Below are 16,889 nucleotides of genomic sequence, written 5' to 3'. Positions count from 1 at the left end.
AGACGGGTTGCAGCGATAAGGTATAACAAAGTTTTGGTCGCCACATTCCAGTTAGCAGTCAATTAACTGTACGACTGCCCTTGTCAACCAGCGCTTTTGTCCGCATAATGAATATCCCTATAAATCAGCTAGACGATATATAATCATGACAACACCAGCTACTCATAATGCAGATATTGACGACGTGAATATTGAAAAATTCATTCCTTTAATCACACCCGCTGAGCTAAAGTCTGAGCTACCTTTGTCAAATGACGCCTATAACACGGTGCTAAAAGGTCGCAATACCATCCAAGATATCCTTGATGGCAAAGACAAGCGTTTATTTGTGGTTATCGGCCCCTGCTCTATTCACGATATTAAATCCGCCCACGAATACGCCGATCGCTTAGCCGTATTGGCCAAAGAGATTGAAGACAGCATCTTCGTTGTGATGCGCGTTTATTTTGAAAAGCCGCGTACCACGGTTGGCTGGAAAGGCATGATTAATGACCCTGATATGAACGACAGCTTTGATATCGAAAAAGGTCTACGCACCGCTCGTAAGCTACTGCTTGATTTAAATGAAAAAGGTCTGCCGTGCGCGACCGAAGCATTAGACCCAAATACGCCGCAGTACATTCAGGATTTGATTAGTTGGTCAGCGATTGGCGCGCGTACCACCGAAAGCCAAACGCATCGTGAAATGAGCTCAGGTTTATCGTGCCCAGTTGGCTTTAAAAACGGCACCGATGGCGGCATGACCGTTGCGGTTAATGCCATGCAAGCGGTCAAAGAAGGTCATAGCTTCCTCGGCTTATCAGCAGATGGCAAAGTTTCTATCATCAAATCTAAAGGCAACCCCTACGCGCACGTAGTCCTACGCGGTGGTAATGGTAAGCCAAACTATGATGAAACCGCTGTTGCACAAGTTGAAAACGAGCTGGCAAAAGGCAAAACCAATAGTAAAATTATGATTGACTCAAGCCACGCCAACTCAGGTAAAGACCCGTATCTGCAACCAATGGTCATTCAAAACGTTGCCGAGCAGATTAAAAATGGTAATAAATCTATCATCGGTTTGATGATTGAGAGTCATTTAAAAGGTGGCAATCAAAAGCTAACGACTGACTTAAGCCAGCTTGAATATGGTAAATCTATCACCGATGGCTGCCTAGATTGGGAAAGCACCGTTAGCGCTCTACACAATCTACGTGATATGGTTAAAGACGTTCTGCCGAATCGTTAAAAGCGCTTGGTGGTAATGAATACTGATTGACCACTCACTAAAAGGCCCGTTTGATAACAGATATCAGACGGGCCTTTTTTGTGCTTTTTAACTTATAAAGTACTGCTCTTTATGCACTTGCAGAACCTTCATTTGCCGCGCCTAAAACACTGTTTAAGCTTTCAATTACATGCTTAGAAGTCGCTTGCTTTTGTAGTTCAAGCAACTGCTCATGCGCCATTTGACGACGTGGTTCCGCCAAAGTATTCCAACGTGCCAGCACTTGCAATAAGCGTGACGCTAACACCGGATTGGCGTCATCCAGCTTTTTAATCACAGCGATATAAATATCTAAACCCTCTGGTGTCCACAACACCGTAGGCTGCGAGGTAAAGGCGCTGATGACCGAACGTACACGATTGGGCGTATTCCAATCAAAATCGTTATGCGCAAGTAAGGATTTAATAGTATCGGGCGTAACCGCATCAGCAGAGGCTTGCACACTAAACCATAAATCGATGACCAAATCATTATTTTCAAAACGATGATAAAAATCCGCCAGATACTTATCAGCATTTGCCAGTTGATGATTGACCATCGCCTTTAACGCGCCAAAACGCTCGGTCATACAGCTGGCGTTATCATACTGCTGCTCTGCCCATTCAGTAGCGCCATCGACGTTAGCGGTCAGTGCCATATCAAGCATCACATTACGTAAAGCGCGATTGCCACGAGCTTCCGCACTGTCTTCATAAGCCTGTATTGGTAGCTGTTTATAAAGCTCAGACCATTGATCTTTTAACGCTAAAGCCAGCTGTTGATATAAGCCTTCACGCTGTGCTTTTACCAGCTCTGGATCGTAATCTTTATGAATGGCAGATGCCAGCTCTTGTGCTGACGGAATATCAAGCAAACGCGCCGCCAACATCGCATCATTAGCAGCCAGTTCAGGTAAGGCCTGCGCCACTACTTGCAAATATATCTCAGGACTGCTTTTCGCGCCGTGACCTTGCAGTAAAATGCGATTGACCAGCATTTGCGTCACTTGCCAGCGGTTAAAACCATTGGTTTCATATTTGAGCAAAAACGCCAAGTCTTCATCTTGATAATTATAATTGAGCTGAACGGGCGCACTAAAATCACGTAGCAAGGATACGACTGGCTCGCTCATTATATTTTCAAAGGTAAAGGTTTGTGTGACTTGATCGAGAAGCAACATACGCTCGGCGATGATATGACCAGAATTTTTATCAAATAGTGCGGTCGCTACAGGAATCGGCAAGGGTTTTGGTGCATCAAAACCTGCAACCTGACGAGTTTGCTGACTCAAAGTAATAGTCAATGTCTGCGTCACGCTGTCATAATCTTGGTAACCAGACACCACAGGCGTACCGGGCTGACGATACCAGTCGATAAAGTCTTCAATTTTGCTATCGGTAATACTAAGCGCCGATAAAAAGTCCTCAACCGTTACCGCTTGCCCATCATAACGGCGGAAATACTCGTCCGTACCTTTACGGAAGTTATCACGCCCTAGCGTATTGGCAATCATACGCACGATTTCAGCGCCTTTTTCGTAGACGGTGGTGGTATAAAAGTTGTTAATCTCAACGAAACTCTCAGGACGTACAGGGTGCGCTAGTGGTCCGGCATCTTCAGCAAATTGATGGGCGCGCAAGGTTGCCACGTCATCGATACGCTGGACAGCACTTGACTGCTGATCGGCTGAAAATGATTGATCCCGATAAACGGTAAAACCTTCTTTTAGGCACAGCTGAAACCAATCACGGCAGGTAATGCGATTACCCGTCCAGTTATGAAAATACTCATGAGCAATGATAGATTTGACACTAAAGCTGCGCGCATCTGTGGTCGTTTCAGGACTAGACAAGACACAAGCGGTGTTAAAAATATTTAAACCCTTATTTTCCATCGCACCCATATTAAACTGACTGACGGCAACAATCATATAACGGTCTAAATCATACGCGCGGCCATAATTGACCTCATCCCACTGCATCGAGTCTTTTAAAGCTTGCATACCGACAGCACATTTATCGATATCTTCAGATTTTGCATAGAGCTCAAGCTTCACCTCACGCCCCTCGCTCGTGGTATAGCTGTCAGTCAATACATCTAAGTCAGCGATGACACAAGCAAACAGATAACTTGGTTTGTTGGTCGGGTCTTGCCAAATCGCATAATGACGCTCAGGCGCGTCCGACACTTCACCCGCTTCGAGCAAATTACCATTACTCAATAGCGTCGGGAAACGCTTATTGGCTTCAAGCCGCGTGGTAAACCTCGCCAGTACATCGGGACGGTCCGGATAAAAGGTAATCTTGCGAAAGCCTTCAGGCTCACACTGAGTGGCAAACATGGTATCGTCACCACTACCGGCGATATATAAGCCTTCAAGCGCCGTATTGGTATGCGGATGGATGCGTACTTGCAGCTGTAATTTGCTATGCTCCGGCGCATCGGTAATGGTTAACTTACCATCCGTTTGCGTATAGCACTCACTGGTAAGCAGCTCATCATTCAGCTTAATAGATATCAGCTCAAGTCCTTCGCCATACAGCACTAAGTCGCCGTCAGTCTGACGCTGCATCATCAAAGTACTATCCACAATAGCATGGTCATCGAATAACTTAATATCCAAATCAACGGTTTCGACCGCAAAGCTTGGCGGTTGATAGTCTTTCAAATGAATTTTACTTGGCGCATGTGGCGGCACATCTGGCATGTCAGGATTGATAATCTGTGCGTCAGTTTCAGTAGTAGACATGGAAATTCCTATTATTATTCACGTTTTAGACAGTTAATTGATTATTTTGCAGCGCCCTATTAATTAGCACGGTGTTCGTTATAAACAGAGTTTTTAAGATAGTTACATTGACCTAAACTATGAAATTTCAAGTACGATGAGTAATTAAATTGGTTAAGGTAGAAATCAATTCAAAGGTTTTAATCAGAATGCTACATATCTTTAGGTAAACTCTCGAACTATTTACAGTAATACTACTTACATAAAGTAACATTTAGTATATGATAGATAGTAATTGCCTAAGTTTTACCCTAAGCAGTTCAAAAACAACAAATGCCATTAAAACTAATGTTATTAAAATTTTAGGAGCTTATATGTCTACCAGTATTGCAAAAGTTGCTGCCCTCGCAGTATTATCAAGCGCTGTCGTATTTGCGTCAGGTTGTGCTAACAAACGTGCGACATCAGAAGTGGTCGTTGCCCCACTAGGTATTCCAGGTGGTCAAGTTGGTTATAACGGTGCAGTTATCGTTGATAATTCAAATGCCGTTATCACTGGTGCAGAAAACCTCCAAGCCGTGGTTTACTTTGCTTTCGATAGCAGTGAAATCACCTCAGAAGCTGCCAGTGTATTAAACCAACATGCTAGCCTCCTAAGCTCAAATCCAAACGCTGGTGTCGTTATTGCAGGTCATACCGATGAGCGTGGTAGCCGCGAGTACAACATGGCACTAGGCGAGCGCCGTGCCCAAGCGGCACGTAATTATCTTGCCGCTCAAGGTGTTGCGGTAAACAACGTCCGTATCATCAGCTATGGTGAAGAGCGCCCTGCTGTTGCCGGTACTACAGAAGATGCATATGCCCAAAACCGCCGTGCTGAGTTGTCTTACTAATATTATTTAATAAGCGTTAATCAGCCCTAATTTAAAGAAGCCCAGCAATCTATTGTTGGGCTTTTCTTATTCTATTCACATTCTACAGATAAATTATGTCAACTTTAAAATTACGTGATACTCATTACCAACAACTTGACGCTACTACTTGGTATGCATCCGCTCAGATTATCACGCCTTCTTTTTTAAATTATTTCGATTTATTGAATAATTTGCAGCAGTTATTCAACCCTAATTTATTATCAAAGAACAAGGTGGAAGAATTGCGCCACATGCAATGGTACCGCATTCCTACCGTGTCTCTATCTACACGCGAGATAGCTCATCGTCAGCGCCAACAGCAGCGCACTGGCGTACGATTATTATTACAATCACTACTTAATAAGCTAGAGATGATTGATACCTTGAATGACGCAAGCTTTCCATATCGACTTGCCAATAGTCAATACTACGTCTGCTTTAGTCATACTGGCACCCATAACAAAATTATTTCTAATCAGCATAAAAAAAATAAACCTTTCGATTATTTAGACAATAAAGTCGCGGTTGTTATAAGTGCTCATCGACCTGTGGGCATTGATATAGAAATAAATGCCGTTAAATGGCAGGTCGCGCAGCGCTTCTTCCATGTTAATGAAATGGCTATCTTGCAGACCTTACCACCTATGCAAAGAGACATAATCGCCAAGCTACTATGGCAAATAAAAGAAAGTTTTATAAAAATATACCAATATAAGCTGGCGCACGGATTAGGAAAAGATTACGCCTATCTCATTGCTGATTTAATAAAAGGTGCTACAAGCAAATCACCCTTACTGGCCATTAACGACAATAAAAGCAATTACCGTATCGCTATTTTACGCCATTATCAAACAGTGATCATTTATTGATGATTCTTTAATTTAATCAAAGTAGCGCTACCTTATTTTAAACAAAAAAAACGACCCTAAAAAGGATCGTTTTTTATTGCTACTTATCTTCTAATAACAGTCGTTAAACCGTAATTAGCTTAGAAGCGGTAAGTTGCACCAACTTTAACGATTGGCAACCACTCAAGATATTTTTCATCTTCCAATTCTTTCTTAATTTGATTTTCAGCAATTGCTCCATTTACACCAGTAGCATTAACATTTGCAGTGGTTTTACCAAGATATGCTGCACCTAGCTCACCGAATAAACCAAAGTTATTAGTAATGTTAGGACGGAAACCAATGGTTAAATATGGAGCTAGCTTATTGCGGTGTTCTAGGTCTGCTGAAACACTACCAACTTCAGTTAAGTCACCGCGTGAAATATCATAATCTGCATCTGCATTAGGAGTACCGACAAAATACTTACTTCCATCTACAGGATAATAACCGTTGACCCCAGAATCTTCAGCATTAGCCGTAGCTGTAATATCGTTGTCAGGAACGATGATACCAGCGCCCACTGTGAACCAGTTACCTGTAGGACGTAGTTGTACGCCTAAGTACGGGTTACTAAAATCAGAATCAACGTCATAGTTTACATCGTTTGCATCAAAGTCACCGCCGAATAGGTCAGCAACGTCGCCACCTGCCCAACCAGCTTGTAATTCAGTTTTATCGTTAAGTGCCCAACCGATATTAGCACCATAACCTAGTGTACCTACTTCAGCACTGACAGCCGCTGGATGAGTCACAGTTTGGAAAAAAGTTCTGTCGCTATATGAGTTTGCTGGTTGTACGACAGCAACTGGCTCTGCTTGATAAGCTACTGCAACTGGCTCTGCTTCATATACAACCGCATCGTTGTTATCAACAACGATAACTGGTTCAGCTGCTAGTGCAGCAGTAGATGCTAATACAGCAGCAGAAATTGCTGTGAATTTAATAAGTTTCATAAATACTCTCCTAAAGTGTGAAATAACTCGCCCGTAAAAAAATGATAATTTAACTTTTTTATAAACAACCATTTTGTTGAGCAGATTAAAACAATTTTGGCTTAAAAAGTCACCCCCATGAATGCACTTTTTATTTGCCGTTATGTAAAGATTGCATAGATATTGTAATATTTACTACACCAACCTGCAAAACTTCGATTTCCTGTTACACAATACTCTCAAAGCCACTGAATAGTCAGAACATGAATATTGAATCGCTTAACGCTCATGTAAAGGTATTACAAAACATGTCAGTATAATGACCTACCTCCCCTTTTAACTCAATTACAGTTATAGAGTTTATTACTACAGTTTGTTGTGGTTTGTGAGCTAACGTATCCAATGCTACCCAAAATAAGATCTAGAACAGAAGTGCGGGAAATTAGTCTGAACTATAAAAACGTAAATATATCGTTTATATCTAATAAGATAGCTTGTTTGATTGCGTTATTATGCTAAATTAGAGCTATTAATAGATGTCTTTTTAGTATTTGCATTTTTGGACTTTTCATTAGCATATTAATGATTTTTTCTACTTTTCGCTTTACCTTTATTATTCTTATTGAGCCATTTTTATGCCAAAAGTTTCGTCGATTACCCGTGTTTTAGAGATTATCGAAGCGGTGTCTTATGCGTCAAAACCCCTCTCACCACTTGAACTGTCGCAAGAGCTTGATATCCCAAAACCTACTATCCATCGCTTGATTCAAAACTTAGTCGATGAAGGGTTTGTGACCGTCGATATTGGCGGCGGTATTATTCCTGGCAAGCGGGTGCGTAATTTGAGCGTTGAGCTTTGGCAGCAACGTCAATTTTTTAATGAGCGGCAAATTATTTTACAAAAATTGGTTGATGAGATTAAGGAGACTTGCGGTATCGCCATTCCTTACCAGATGGACATGATGTATACCAATCGCGCTAACACCTCGCTGCCTTTGCAAATATATCTGCCTGTCGGCGCGAAATCACCGATGTGGTGTACGGCTACGGGTAAGTTATATTTAAGCCAGTTGTCTGCGACCAGCCGCGCTAAAATACTACAAGGCCTACCGTTAGATAAATTTACCAAAAATACGATTACCGATATTGATACATTAAATGCCGAGCTTGATCGTATCGCAGAGACAGGCATTGGTATCGATAATGAGGAATTTATCTCAGAGATGGTAGCGGTGTCAGTGCCTGTGCTAGACAAAAAATCTCGCTATCTGGCGTCACTATATATCCACGCACCAACCATTCGCGTGTCATTAGATGAGCTAATGGAGCATGTGCCGCGCTTACAAAAGGCAGCGCATGATATTCAAGCATTGGTGTATGAGCTACAAAACTAGGGTGTGTGACATTAAGAAAAAATATGACTGAGTAAAAAGGTCTGCGTCATAAAACTAGCGCAGACCTTTTTTATGCTTTGTTAATAACATGATGGCAATTAGAAAAACACTCTATGCAAAATTGATTAAGGATTTGAAGCGTTTCGTGCTTTAAGACAAGACCGAACTGTCATGACGCGCCATGATGCTAGAAAAATCTTTATCGCCATTTTCTACTATGTGAGATTCATAAAGCTCAGTAGCCTTGGCTCCCATCGGCGTTTCAACATCGGTATCCCTAGCCGTTTGCATCGCAAGATTAAGGTCCTTTTGCATGAGTTTACTCATAAAGCCGCCTTTATAACCGTTGCTAGAGGGCACATTTTCCATCACCTGCGGATAAGGGTTATAAACCTCTAGCGTCCAGTTACGGCCCGAGCTTTGTAGCATAATATCTGATAGCACTTTAGGGTCGAGACCGTTTTTTACGCCTAAATTAATCGCCTCTGCCGTCCCTGCCATGAGAATACCTAACAGCATATTATTGCAGATTTTCGCCACTTGTCCGGCACCATGCTCGCCTGCATGAAAGATGTTTTTGCCCATAACGGCGAGTATTGGTTCGGCTTTAGCGAATGCATCGTCACTACCACCGACAATAAAAGTTAAAGTGCCAGCAATGGCGCCTCCTGTACCACCGGAGACTGGCGCATCTAAGAAGTCGATACCAACCTTACTTGCTGCTTCTGCCACCAATCTTGCATCAGCTGCTGCGATGGTACTGCTATCGATGACCAACGTACCCTTAGGTAATTCTGCTAGTAAACCATCAGCGCCATTATTTCCTAGATAAACAGAATGGACGTGCTTGCCCGCAGGCAACATGCTAATGATAACTTGTGCATTGCTCGCAGCATCTTTAGGACTATCAGCCACACTGGCACCTGTTTGCTGCAAGCGCGCGGTTGCCTCTTCAGATAAATCATAAACCGATAGCGTATAACCTGCCTTTAACAAGTTCTCTGCCATCGGTGCGCCCATATTGCCAAGCCCAATAAAGGCTATATTTGGCTTAGTAGTATGATTATCGCTCGCAGCGGTATTATTTGTGTCTTTATTACTTAAATTCAAATCCTTTGTACCCATCTCATCGCTCCTTGATGATTGCTTATGCAGACAGTGCTACACATAGTTTTACGTTTTTTAATTTATACCTGATTCTTATAATGAGCCGATAAGCTCTTAGCGTACAAGCTGGCTGCCTAAAGCGTCTTCACCCAACCAATCGCCTAACGGATGCTCACCTTTAGCATAAGGATTCACAAAGTGCTGATGTATATACGCCTGCCCTTCGCTATTGAGACAGTCTGCCAGTGAACGTGACCACTGCGGATTGCGGTCTTTGTCAATCAGTAGCGCACGTACGCCTTCTTTAAAATCAGGATTGGCGGCACAATGCACAGCTACGTTGGTCTCTAAATACAGGACTTGCTCAAGCGATAAGTCGGTGACTTTGTGGTAAAGCGCATAGGTCAAAGCGGCAGTTACAGGGCAGCCGTGACGATAAGTAGCTACTGCGCGCTGCGTCCAGCTATCTGCTGCAAAGTCTGTATCTAATTTTTCAAGCGCTTCGTCACTTTGTAGAAGTGCATCAATATCTCCTAAGCCGCCGCTGTTCATTAATTGCTGGATAGGTTTCCAATATATCGCAAGCTTACTTGCAGGCAACTCAGCAACAGGCTGTGCGGTAAGCGCACGACTAACGATACTATGAGCGCTATTATTACGATATTTATCATTGTTGTCAGCTGCTCCTTGCCAATTACTCTGTTTTAAACGTTGTATGACAGCATCGTAATCACTACTGGCAACAGCATACTCTGCAAGATTGGCTAATAAAGCGTCACTGCCATTACACATCGCACCTGTTAGCCCTAAGAACAAACCTGTTTTAGCAGGCATGCGCTGCAAGAACCAACTACCAGAGGCGTCAGGGAACAGTCCAATGGTCACTTCTGGCATGGCAAAGCGCGTGCGCTCGGTGACTAAACGATGACTACAACCTGCCATCAGACCCATGCCGCCACCCATGATAATGCCGTCACCCCAGAGGATTAATGGCTTTGGATAAAAATGCATCTGCCGATACAAACGGTATTCATGACCAAAAAACTCTGTCGCATAAGGATTCGGTAGCGGCACACTGCTGGACATGCTGTCATACAGCTTACGGATATCACCGCCAGCACAAAACGCCTTGTCACCTGCCCCTTTTAACACCAATGCCACTACCTGATCGTCGTTTTGCCACTGCTCTAGCTGCTTGGCTAATAATTGACACATCTCAACGCTGAGTGCATTCAGAGACTTTGGCGTATTTAACATCATTATGCCAATCAGGTGACCGCACTCTGTCGGCTCAGTATTGAATAGGACCGGCGCTTCTTGTTCTATGTTTTCTGTTACTGCTGTCATAAAAGAGACCTACCAAAATTAAAATGAGTAAAGTAAATATTAAGACATCCCTACAGGCTATTTATTTTGCCAATTGGGTGTGCGCTTCTCTAAGAATGCTTGTACGCCTTCGCGCTGATCATTGGTGTCGAATAACTTAACAAAAGCTTCACGTTCATGGATAAGGTTTTGGGCAGGCGGGGTATTTCTTGCCGCTTGGATAAGCTGTTTCGAATAACTGACGGCAACAGGAGATTGTCTAGCGACTTTTTGCGCTAAGGCTTGGGCCGCTAATAAGCCGCCACCCTTTGCCGTGACTTCTTCGACTAAGCCAATGCGCAATGCTGTCTCGGCATCGACGCGCTCACCGCACAATATCATCCGTTTTGCCCAGCCTTCACCAACCAGTAAAGGTAGGTTTTGCGTACCGCCTGCACAGGGCAATAAGCCCACGCCCGTCTCTGGTAACGCCATCTGTGCATGCGCTTCTGCGATACGAATATCGCAAGCCAGCGCGCACTCAAGTCCACCGCCCATCGCATAGCCATTGATAACCGCGATACTGACACCGCGATAGGCTGATAAGGCTTCGAATGCCTCACCAAACGCGATAGCCATACTTATCGCACGTCCTTTATCACCGTCTGAAAAATTGTTTAAATCTGCACCTGCTGAAAAGAACTTTTCCCCATCGCCATGGATAATTAAGGCATAAACATCATCATTGGCATTGAGGTCAGTGACCAGTTGCTTGAGCGCTGGCAGACTGTCCATCGTCCAGGTATGGGCTGTTGGGTTATTCAGTGTGACGGTAGCAATATGGCCGTCGATTGAGAGCTTTAAATTGGTATAATCGGTCATGGAACATCCTTGTTATTATCTTTCTATAAAATGGCTTTATTCAAAACGCTTAATAAAGCAGTTTTATAATATTGTTGGGCTAGCGTAATTGACTCAACGCATCATCTTGCATAAGCTGGCGCGAGACAATCACCCGCATAATCTCATTGGTGCCTTCCAAAATCTGATGGACACGCAAGTCTCGCACATGGCGCTCAAGCGGATATTCATTGAGATAGCCATAACCACCATGCAGCTGTAAGGCTTCATTGGCAACATCGAAACAAAGATCAGTAGACAGACGCTTTGCCATGGCACAGTAGGTAGAGGCTTGCGCGTCATTATTATCGATTTTGCTAGCCGCTAAATATAGCATTTGCCTTGCAGTAATGGTTTGGGTGAGCATATCAGCAAGTTTAAACTGTACTGACTGTAAGCTGGCAATCGGGCTGCCAAACTGGCTACGCTCTTGCACATAATTGGTCGCGGTCTCTAGCGCCGACTGCGCCGTGCCAACTGCACAGATACCAATATTGATACGACCGCCATCCAAGCCTTTCATCGCAATACGAAAGCCTTGGCCTTCCTCGCCAATGAGATTTTCAGCGGGCACTTTGACATCTTTAAAACTAATCGTTCGCGTTGGTTGCGCTTTCCAGCCCATTTTATGCTCGTTTTTGCCATATTCGATACCAGCGCTGTGGGCATCTACCACAAATGCCGAGATCCCTTTTGGCCCTGCAGCACCGGTACGTGCCATGACCACTAGCACATCGGTTGAACCTGCCCCTGATATAAAAGTTTTTTCGCCATTAAGCACATAATAGTCGCTTTGCTTATCGGCTTTGGTACGTAATGAGGCGGCATCAGAACCGGCATTCGGCTCTGTTAAGCAGTAACTGCCAAGCCATTCACCGCTGACCATATGGGGCAAATACTTTTTACACAAAGCGTCGCTACCATATTCCCCGATCATCCAACCCGCCATATTATGGATACTCATATAGGCGGCAACGGCGGTATCACCCCAGGCCAGCTCCTCAAACACCATGGCAGAATCTAGGCGTGGTAGCCCTAAGCCGTCATATTCTGGGTTGGTATACAGCCCTAAAAAGCCAAGCTCGCCGGTTTTTTTGATGACATCGACTGGAAAGTGCGAAGTACGATCCCATTCAGCCGCGTTGGGCTTTAGCTCTTTTTGCGCAAACTGTCTGGCAGTTTGGCGAAAGGCGATTTGGTCTTCGGTCAATGAAAAATCCATAGGGTCATCCTTGTGCATGTATAGCAAATATGGGAAAAAAGGTTATAAGCCGTCAGTCTACCGTGGTTTAAACCGTGCTGGTTATACAGTATAGCAGCGCTATAACGACAATCATAAATCATGCTTTTGCTAAAAAATACTGAGCAAGAGTGTCGCTATATTGCTTGGACGCTGCAAATATAGTCGATTGACGACTACATTGAAATAGTAGTATTGACGCTGCGGCTTGCCTCGTCATCAAACCAGCGGGCAGTGACCGTCTTGGTGTGAGTATAGAACTGTACCGCTTGCTTACCATAAGGACCCAAATCGCCAAGCTTACTAGCACGTGAGCCTGAGAATGAGAACATCGGTAGTGGCACAGGAATCGGCAAGTTAATACCGATTTGACCAACCATAATATCTTGTTGAAATTTATGCGCAGCAGCGCCTGACTGAGTGAAGATAGCCGTACCATTACCATTTGGATTGGCATTAAGCAGCTCAATCGCTTCATCAAGGTCAGCTGCACGCATGATACACAGTACTGGGCCAAAGATTTCTTGCTGATAAATTTGCATATCCGCGGTGACGTTATCAAAGATAGTCGGCCCTACAAAGTTGCCCTTCTCAAACCCTTCAACCGTGATGCCGCGACCATCAAGAAGTAGACTAGCGCCCTCTTCTACCCCTGTACCAATCAGATGCTCAACACGGGCTTTTGCGGCAGGTGAAATGAGCGGACCTAGATCCTTGTCGTTTTTGCCTGCTGAAACCACTAAGCCTTCTGCTTTGGCTTTGATATCGTCAATCCATTCACCTGCTTCACCCACTAGCACCACGACCGACAGCGCCATACAACGTTGACCGGCTGCACCAAAGGCGGCACCCGCTAGCTGATTGAGCGTTTGTTCTTTATTGGCATCAGGTAGGATAACGCCATGGTTTTTGGCACCCATCATACACTGGGCACGTTTGCCAGATTGACTAGCGCGCTCATAGACATGCTTGCCGACGTTGGTTGAGCCAACGAATGAAACTGCTTTGATATCTGGATGATCGCAAATGGCATCAACGGTTGCTTTACCGCCGTGCACGACGTTTAACACGCCTTCAGGGACGCCAGCTTCAACTGCCAACTCAACCAAACGCATGGTTACCATCGGATCTTGTTCAGAAGGTTTAAGGACAAAGGTGTTACCCGTCGCAATCGCCATTGGGAACATCCATAGTGGAATCATCGCGGGAAAGTTAAATGGCGTGATACCAGCACAGACACCAAGTGGCTGCCAGATACTATAGGTGTCGACGCCTGTTGCGACGTTTTCAACGAAGTCGCCGATTTGCAGATTGGCAATACCTGCGGCATGCTCGACCACTTCTAAACCACGAAATACATCACCGCGCGCATCAGCAATGGTTTTTCCCTGCTCTGCGGTTAAGATTTCTGCCAGCTCATCCATATGCTCGCGAATCAGTTCTTGATACTTTAAAAAAATACGCGCACGTGTGGTGATAGGCGTTTTACGCCATGTCTGAAACGCTTTTTGGGCGGCAGCGACGGCTTGATTGATTTCATCGTCAGTCGTTTGCGGAACTTTGGCGATGACTTCTTGGGTGGCGGGATCTGTGATGTCAATCCATTCGCTGGTATTAGAATCAACAAATTGACCATCGATAAGCTGCTGAACGTGATGCATAAGATATCCTTATCTTGTTTGTTTGCTCACCATTTAATGGTGGGCCAGTATTTATAAAAAAGTATTCATACAAGTATATTGTTAAAAGGGATAAAAACTGTCCATTATTACCCTTTAAATATTTTTTTAAAATGATTTATTTCGTATCGTTATTGACTATAGCAATAAATCAATTTTAGGGTCAAGCGCTTTATCAAACTTTTATTTGCGATAGTCGCCATCTATAAAATTTATCAGTCTAAAAACCAAAAAGCCCATGATGGTACATGAGCTTTTCCCGATATTAAGATGACTGAATTTTTTCAATTAATACGCTATTAGATTAATAATCTTTCATCGATTTTTTAATCGCATCAATCGCCGTTGGATTGTCAAGCGTTGACATATCGCCCGTTTCATTACCTTCCGCTAAAGCACGAATAGCGCGGCGTAAGATTTTGCCAGAGCGCGTTTTGGGTAATGCTTGCGGGAAATAAATCGCCGCTGGACGAGCGATACCGCCCAAGGATTTTACTACCGCACCGATGACTTGCTGCTCAATACGGAAACGGTTTTCGGTCGTTGCCACTTGCTCATGGTCTTTTAGCACACAAAAAGCAATCGGCAACTCGCCTTTTAATTGATCTTTGATACCCACGACCGCACATTCGGCCATCTCTGGATGGGTACTGATGGCTTCCTCAATCTCCTGCGTGCCAATACGATGACCGGCGACGTTAATCACATCATCGGTGCGTCCTAAGATATAAAAATAGCCGTCGTCGTCGGTCACGGCATAGTCTGAGGTTGAGTAGTGCTTGCCATCAAACAGACCAAAATAGCTGCTGATAAAGCGCTCATCATTACGCCATACAGTCGTGAGACAACCAGGCGGCAGTGGTGCGCGAATGGCGAGTAAGCCTTTTTCACCAGCTTTACAAAGCTCGCCAGTTTCTTCATTGATGACGTGGGCATCATAACCATACATTGGATAACCAGGCGATCCTTGTTTGTGCGGTTTATGATTAAATTTGGGCGTATTGCTTAAAATTGGCCAGCCAGACTCTGTCTGCCAATAATGATCTAAAATCGGCACCCCTAAATGCTTGGTCAACCAATTGGCCGTTGACTCATCGAGTGGCTCGCCTGCCAAAAAGAATGACTTAAGGCTAGAGACATCATAGCGCGTCATCCATGTTTCATCTTGTTTTTTCAGCATACGCACACCCGTCGGTGCGGTAAATAGAATATTCACTTTATTTGCTTCGACAATCCGCCACCAAATACCTGGGTTTGGACGATGCGGCAAGCCTTCATACATGACACTGGTCATGCCAGCCAGCAACGGCGCATAAATGGTATAAGAATGCCCAACTGCCCAGCCGATATCTGATATCGCCCAAAAGGTCTCGCCCGCTTTGCCATCATAGATATAGTCTATCGACGTCGTTAGCGCCACTGCATGACCGCCGGTATCGCGCTGCACACCCTTTGGCGTCCCAGTGGTGCCTGAAGTATACAGAAGATACGACGGCGTATTGGACTCTAACCAAACTGGCTCAACAATAGCATTGGCCTCACAACTGATACGGCGCTGGGCTGCATAATCGACATCGATAGATTTTGGCTCGAACGGTAATACACCACGATTGACCACTAGTACATGCTCGGGCTTGATTGTCGCTTGCTCAACACCTTGATTAACGAGGCTTTTATAATTAATCACTTTACCGCCGCGTAGACCCGCATCGACAGTGATGACCATTTTTGCCTCAGCATCATCCATACGGATGGCCAAGTTATGGGCTGCAAAGCCACCAAACACCACCGAATGCACCGCACCGATACGCGCACAGGCGAGCATGGCATAAGCGGCTTCTAAAATCATCGGCATATAAATGATGACGCGATCGCCCTTCTCGATACCATGACGCTGTAGCACATCGGCGAAGTAATTTACTTCTTTATAAAGGTCGTTATAAGTCAGGCGCCGCTTAGTATAATCAGTATAAAGCTCAACGTTATTGCCCAAATCATTAAAAGCATCAACTACGGCAGGAAAAGTTTCGATTAACTCTTGGTTAATTTCAGAGGATAGCCAAATAAAGGCATCTTGCTCAGCACGCTCTGCAAGATGGCGATCGACACAGTTGTAGCAAAGATTGGTTTCACCGCCGACGAACCATTTGGCAAATGGCAGATTGCTGTCATCAAGGGTTTGCTCAGGCTCTTTGTGCCAATAAATCCGCTTGGCTTGCTCCGCCCAAAACTGCTCGCGATTATCAATAGAGGATTGATAAATGTCGGCAAAGCTTTGCGTGCTATCAAATGATGGGTGAGAATCTTGGCTAGAGGATTGAGTAAGGTTTTGATTATTATTGTGATTTATAGCTGGCTGGCTGGTTTGTTGAGAATTTCGACGAATGGCTTGCTCGTTCATAATGGCTGTCCTTAGCGTAAACGATGGGTAATGCTGTATTTTTTATAACAAGCGATACTATAAAAAGTGCTTTTATAAGAGATGATTTTATAAACTATAAAAAGCGCTTTTATAGAGATCATATTTATAATATGACGCTTTATAAGATACGCT

The 16,889-nt window shown here is 44.2% G+C and carries 12 protein-coding genes; 4 read left to right on the top strand and 8 right to left on the bottom strand.

What is annotated here, in order from left to right; all coding sequences use genetic code 11:
- Positions 1-145: 145 nt before the first annotated feature.
- A complete protein-coding gene (locus IQ457_RS03645) occupies positions 146-1,228 on the top strand; it encodes a 3-deoxy-7-phosphoheptulonate synthase (protein WP_200662132.1) in 1,083 nt (360 codons plus the stop codon).
- Positions 1,229-1,337: 109 nt separating this feature from the next.
- On the opposite strand, the gene pepN is transcribed toward IQ457_RS03645, so the two are convergent.
- Positions 1,338-3,953: an aminopeptidase N gene (gene pepN / locus IQ457_RS03640; RefSeq protein ID WP_242465350.1), complete on the bottom strand. Its 2,616-nt coding sequence runs from the start codon at positions 3,951-3,953 to the stop codon at positions 1,338-1,340.
- Positions 3,954-4,348: 395 nt separating this feature from the next.
- Between pepN and pal the strand changes: the two genes are divergently transcribed.
- Positions 4,349-4,867: a peptidoglycan-associated lipoprotein Pal gene (pal, locus tag IQ457_RS03635; protein ID WP_068404186.1), complete on the top strand. Its 519-nt coding sequence runs from the start codon at positions 4,349-4,351 to the stop codon at positions 4,865-4,867.
- A 95-nt stretch (positions 4,868-4,962) separates the two neighbouring features.
- The gene (locus IQ457_RS03630; protein ID WP_200662130.1) at positions 4,963-5,757 is read left to right on the top strand and encodes a 4'-phosphopantetheinyl transferase family protein; all 795 of its coding nucleotides are present in this window, start codon (positions 4,963-4,965) and stop codon (positions 5,755-5,757) included.
- A gap of 119 nt (positions 5,758-5,876) precedes the next feature.
- Here IQ457_RS03630 and IQ457_RS03625 read toward each other — a convergent pair whose 3' ends face one another.
- Complete coding sequence (locus IQ457_RS03625) at positions 5,877-6,731, bottom strand: hypothetical protein (protein ID WP_200662129.1); 855 nt, start codon at positions 6,729-6,731, stop codon at positions 5,877-5,879.
- 614 nt (positions 6,732-7,345) lie between these two features.
- Here IQ457_RS03625 and IQ457_RS03620 point away from each other — a divergent pair.
- The gene (locus IQ457_RS03620; protein WP_198327852.1) at positions 7,346-8,104 is read left to right on the top strand and encodes an IclR family transcriptional regulator; all 759 of its coding nucleotides are present in this window, start codon (positions 7,346-7,348) and stop codon (positions 8,102-8,104) included.
- A 150-nt stretch (positions 8,105-8,254) separates the two neighbouring features.
- Here the strand turns inward: IQ457_RS03620 and mmsB are convergent, their stop codons facing one another.
- The 6 genes from mmsB to IQ457_RS03590 all read right to left on the bottom strand — a co-directional run bounded on the left by mmsB (position 8,255) and on the right by IQ457_RS03590 (position 16,736).
- Entirely contained in the window at positions 8,255-9,229 is a 975-nt protein-coding gene (gene mmsB, locus IQ457_RS03615; RefSeq protein WP_144296287.1) for a 3-hydroxyisobutyrate dehydrogenase, read from the bottom strand.
- A 96-nt stretch (positions 9,230-9,325) separates the two neighbouring features.
- Positions 9,326-10,558, bottom strand: a complete 1,233-nt coding sequence (locus tag IQ457_RS03610) for an enoyl-CoA hydratase/isomerase family protein (protein WP_200662128.1) — start codon at positions 10,556-10,558, stop codon at positions 9,326-9,328.
- Positions 10,559-10,615: 57 nt separating this feature from the next.
- The gene (locus IQ457_RS03605) at positions 10,616-11,398 is read right to left on the bottom strand and encodes an enoyl-CoA hydratase (protein ID WP_200662127.1); all 783 of its coding nucleotides are present in this window, start codon (positions 11,396-11,398) and stop codon (positions 10,616-10,618) included.
- 79 nt (positions 11,399-11,477) lie between these two features.
- A complete protein-coding gene (locus IQ457_RS03600; protein WP_200662126.1) occupies positions 11,478-12,638 on the bottom strand; it encodes an acyl-CoA dehydrogenase family protein in 1,161 nt (386 codons plus the stop codon).
- Positions 12,639-12,832: 194 nt separating this feature from the next.
- On the bottom strand, positions 12,833-14,317 hold the full coding sequence (locus tag IQ457_RS03595; protein ID WP_200662125.1) for a CoA-acylating methylmalonate-semialdehyde dehydrogenase: 1,485 nt from the start codon (positions 14,315-14,317) through the stop codon (positions 12,833-12,835).
- A 322-nt stretch (positions 14,318-14,639) separates the two neighbouring features.
- On the bottom strand, positions 14,640-16,736 hold the full coding sequence (locus tag IQ457_RS03590) for a propionate--CoA ligase (protein ID WP_242465345.1): 2,097 nt from the start codon (positions 16,734-16,736) through the stop codon (positions 14,640-14,642).
- Positions 16,737-16,889 lie beyond the last annotated feature (153 nt).

Origin of the sequence: Psychrobacter sp. M9-54-1 (genome assembly GCF_016613355.1) — a bacterium.
Taxonomy (GTDB): Bacteria; Pseudomonadota; Gammaproteobacteria; order Pseudomonadales; family Moraxellaceae; genus Psychrobacter; species Psychrobacter faecalis.
Note: the sequence above shows the minus strand (reverse complement) of the source record. Positions and strands in the feature narration are given on the sequence as shown.

Bases quoted from the DNA above. Each gene is read 5' to 3' on its own strand.
- IQ457_RS03645 (WP_200662132.1), top strand. From the start codon at position 146: ATGACAACACCAGCTACTCATAATGCAGATATTGACGACGTGAATATT.
- pepN (WP_242465350.1), bottom strand. From the start codon at position 3,953: ATGCCAGATGTGCCGCCACATGCGCCAAGTAAAATTCATTTGAAAGAC.
- pal (WP_068404186.1), top strand. From the start codon at position 4,349: ATGTCTACCAGTATTGCAAAAGTTGCTGCCCTCGCAGTATTATCAAGC.
- IQ457_RS03630 (WP_200662130.1), top strand. From the start codon at position 4,963: ATGTCAACTTTAAAATTACGTGATACTCATTACCAACAACTTGACGCT.
- IQ457_RS03625 (WP_200662129.1), bottom strand. From the start codon at position 6,731: ATGAAACTTATTAAATTCACAGCAATTTCTGCTGCTGTATTAGCATCT.
- IQ457_RS03620 (WP_198327852.1), top strand. From the start codon at position 7,346: ATGCCAAAAGTTTCGTCGATTACCCGTGTTTTAGAGATTATCGAAGCG.
- mmsB (WP_144296287.1), bottom strand. From the start codon at position 9,229: ATGGGTACAAAGGATTTGAATTTAAGTAATAAAGACACAAATAATACC.
- IQ457_RS03610 (WP_200662128.1), bottom strand. From the start codon at position 10,558: ATGACAGCAGTAACAGAAAACATAGAACAAGAAGCGCCGGTCCTATTC.
- IQ457_RS03605 (WP_200662127.1), bottom strand. From the start codon at position 11,398: ATGACCGATTATACCAATTTAAAGCTCTCAATCGACGGCCATATTGCT.
- IQ457_RS03600 (WP_200662126.1), bottom strand. From the start codon at position 12,638: ATGGATTTTTCATTGACCGAAGACCAAATCGCCTTTCGCCAAACTGCC.
- IQ457_RS03595 (WP_200662125.1), bottom strand. From the start codon at position 14,317: ATGCATCACGTTCAGCAGCTTATCGATGGTCAATTTGTTGATTCTAAT.
- IQ457_RS03590 (WP_242465345.1), bottom strand. From the start codon at position 16,736: ATGAACGAGCAAGCCATTCGTCGAAATTCTCAACAAACCAGCCAGCCA.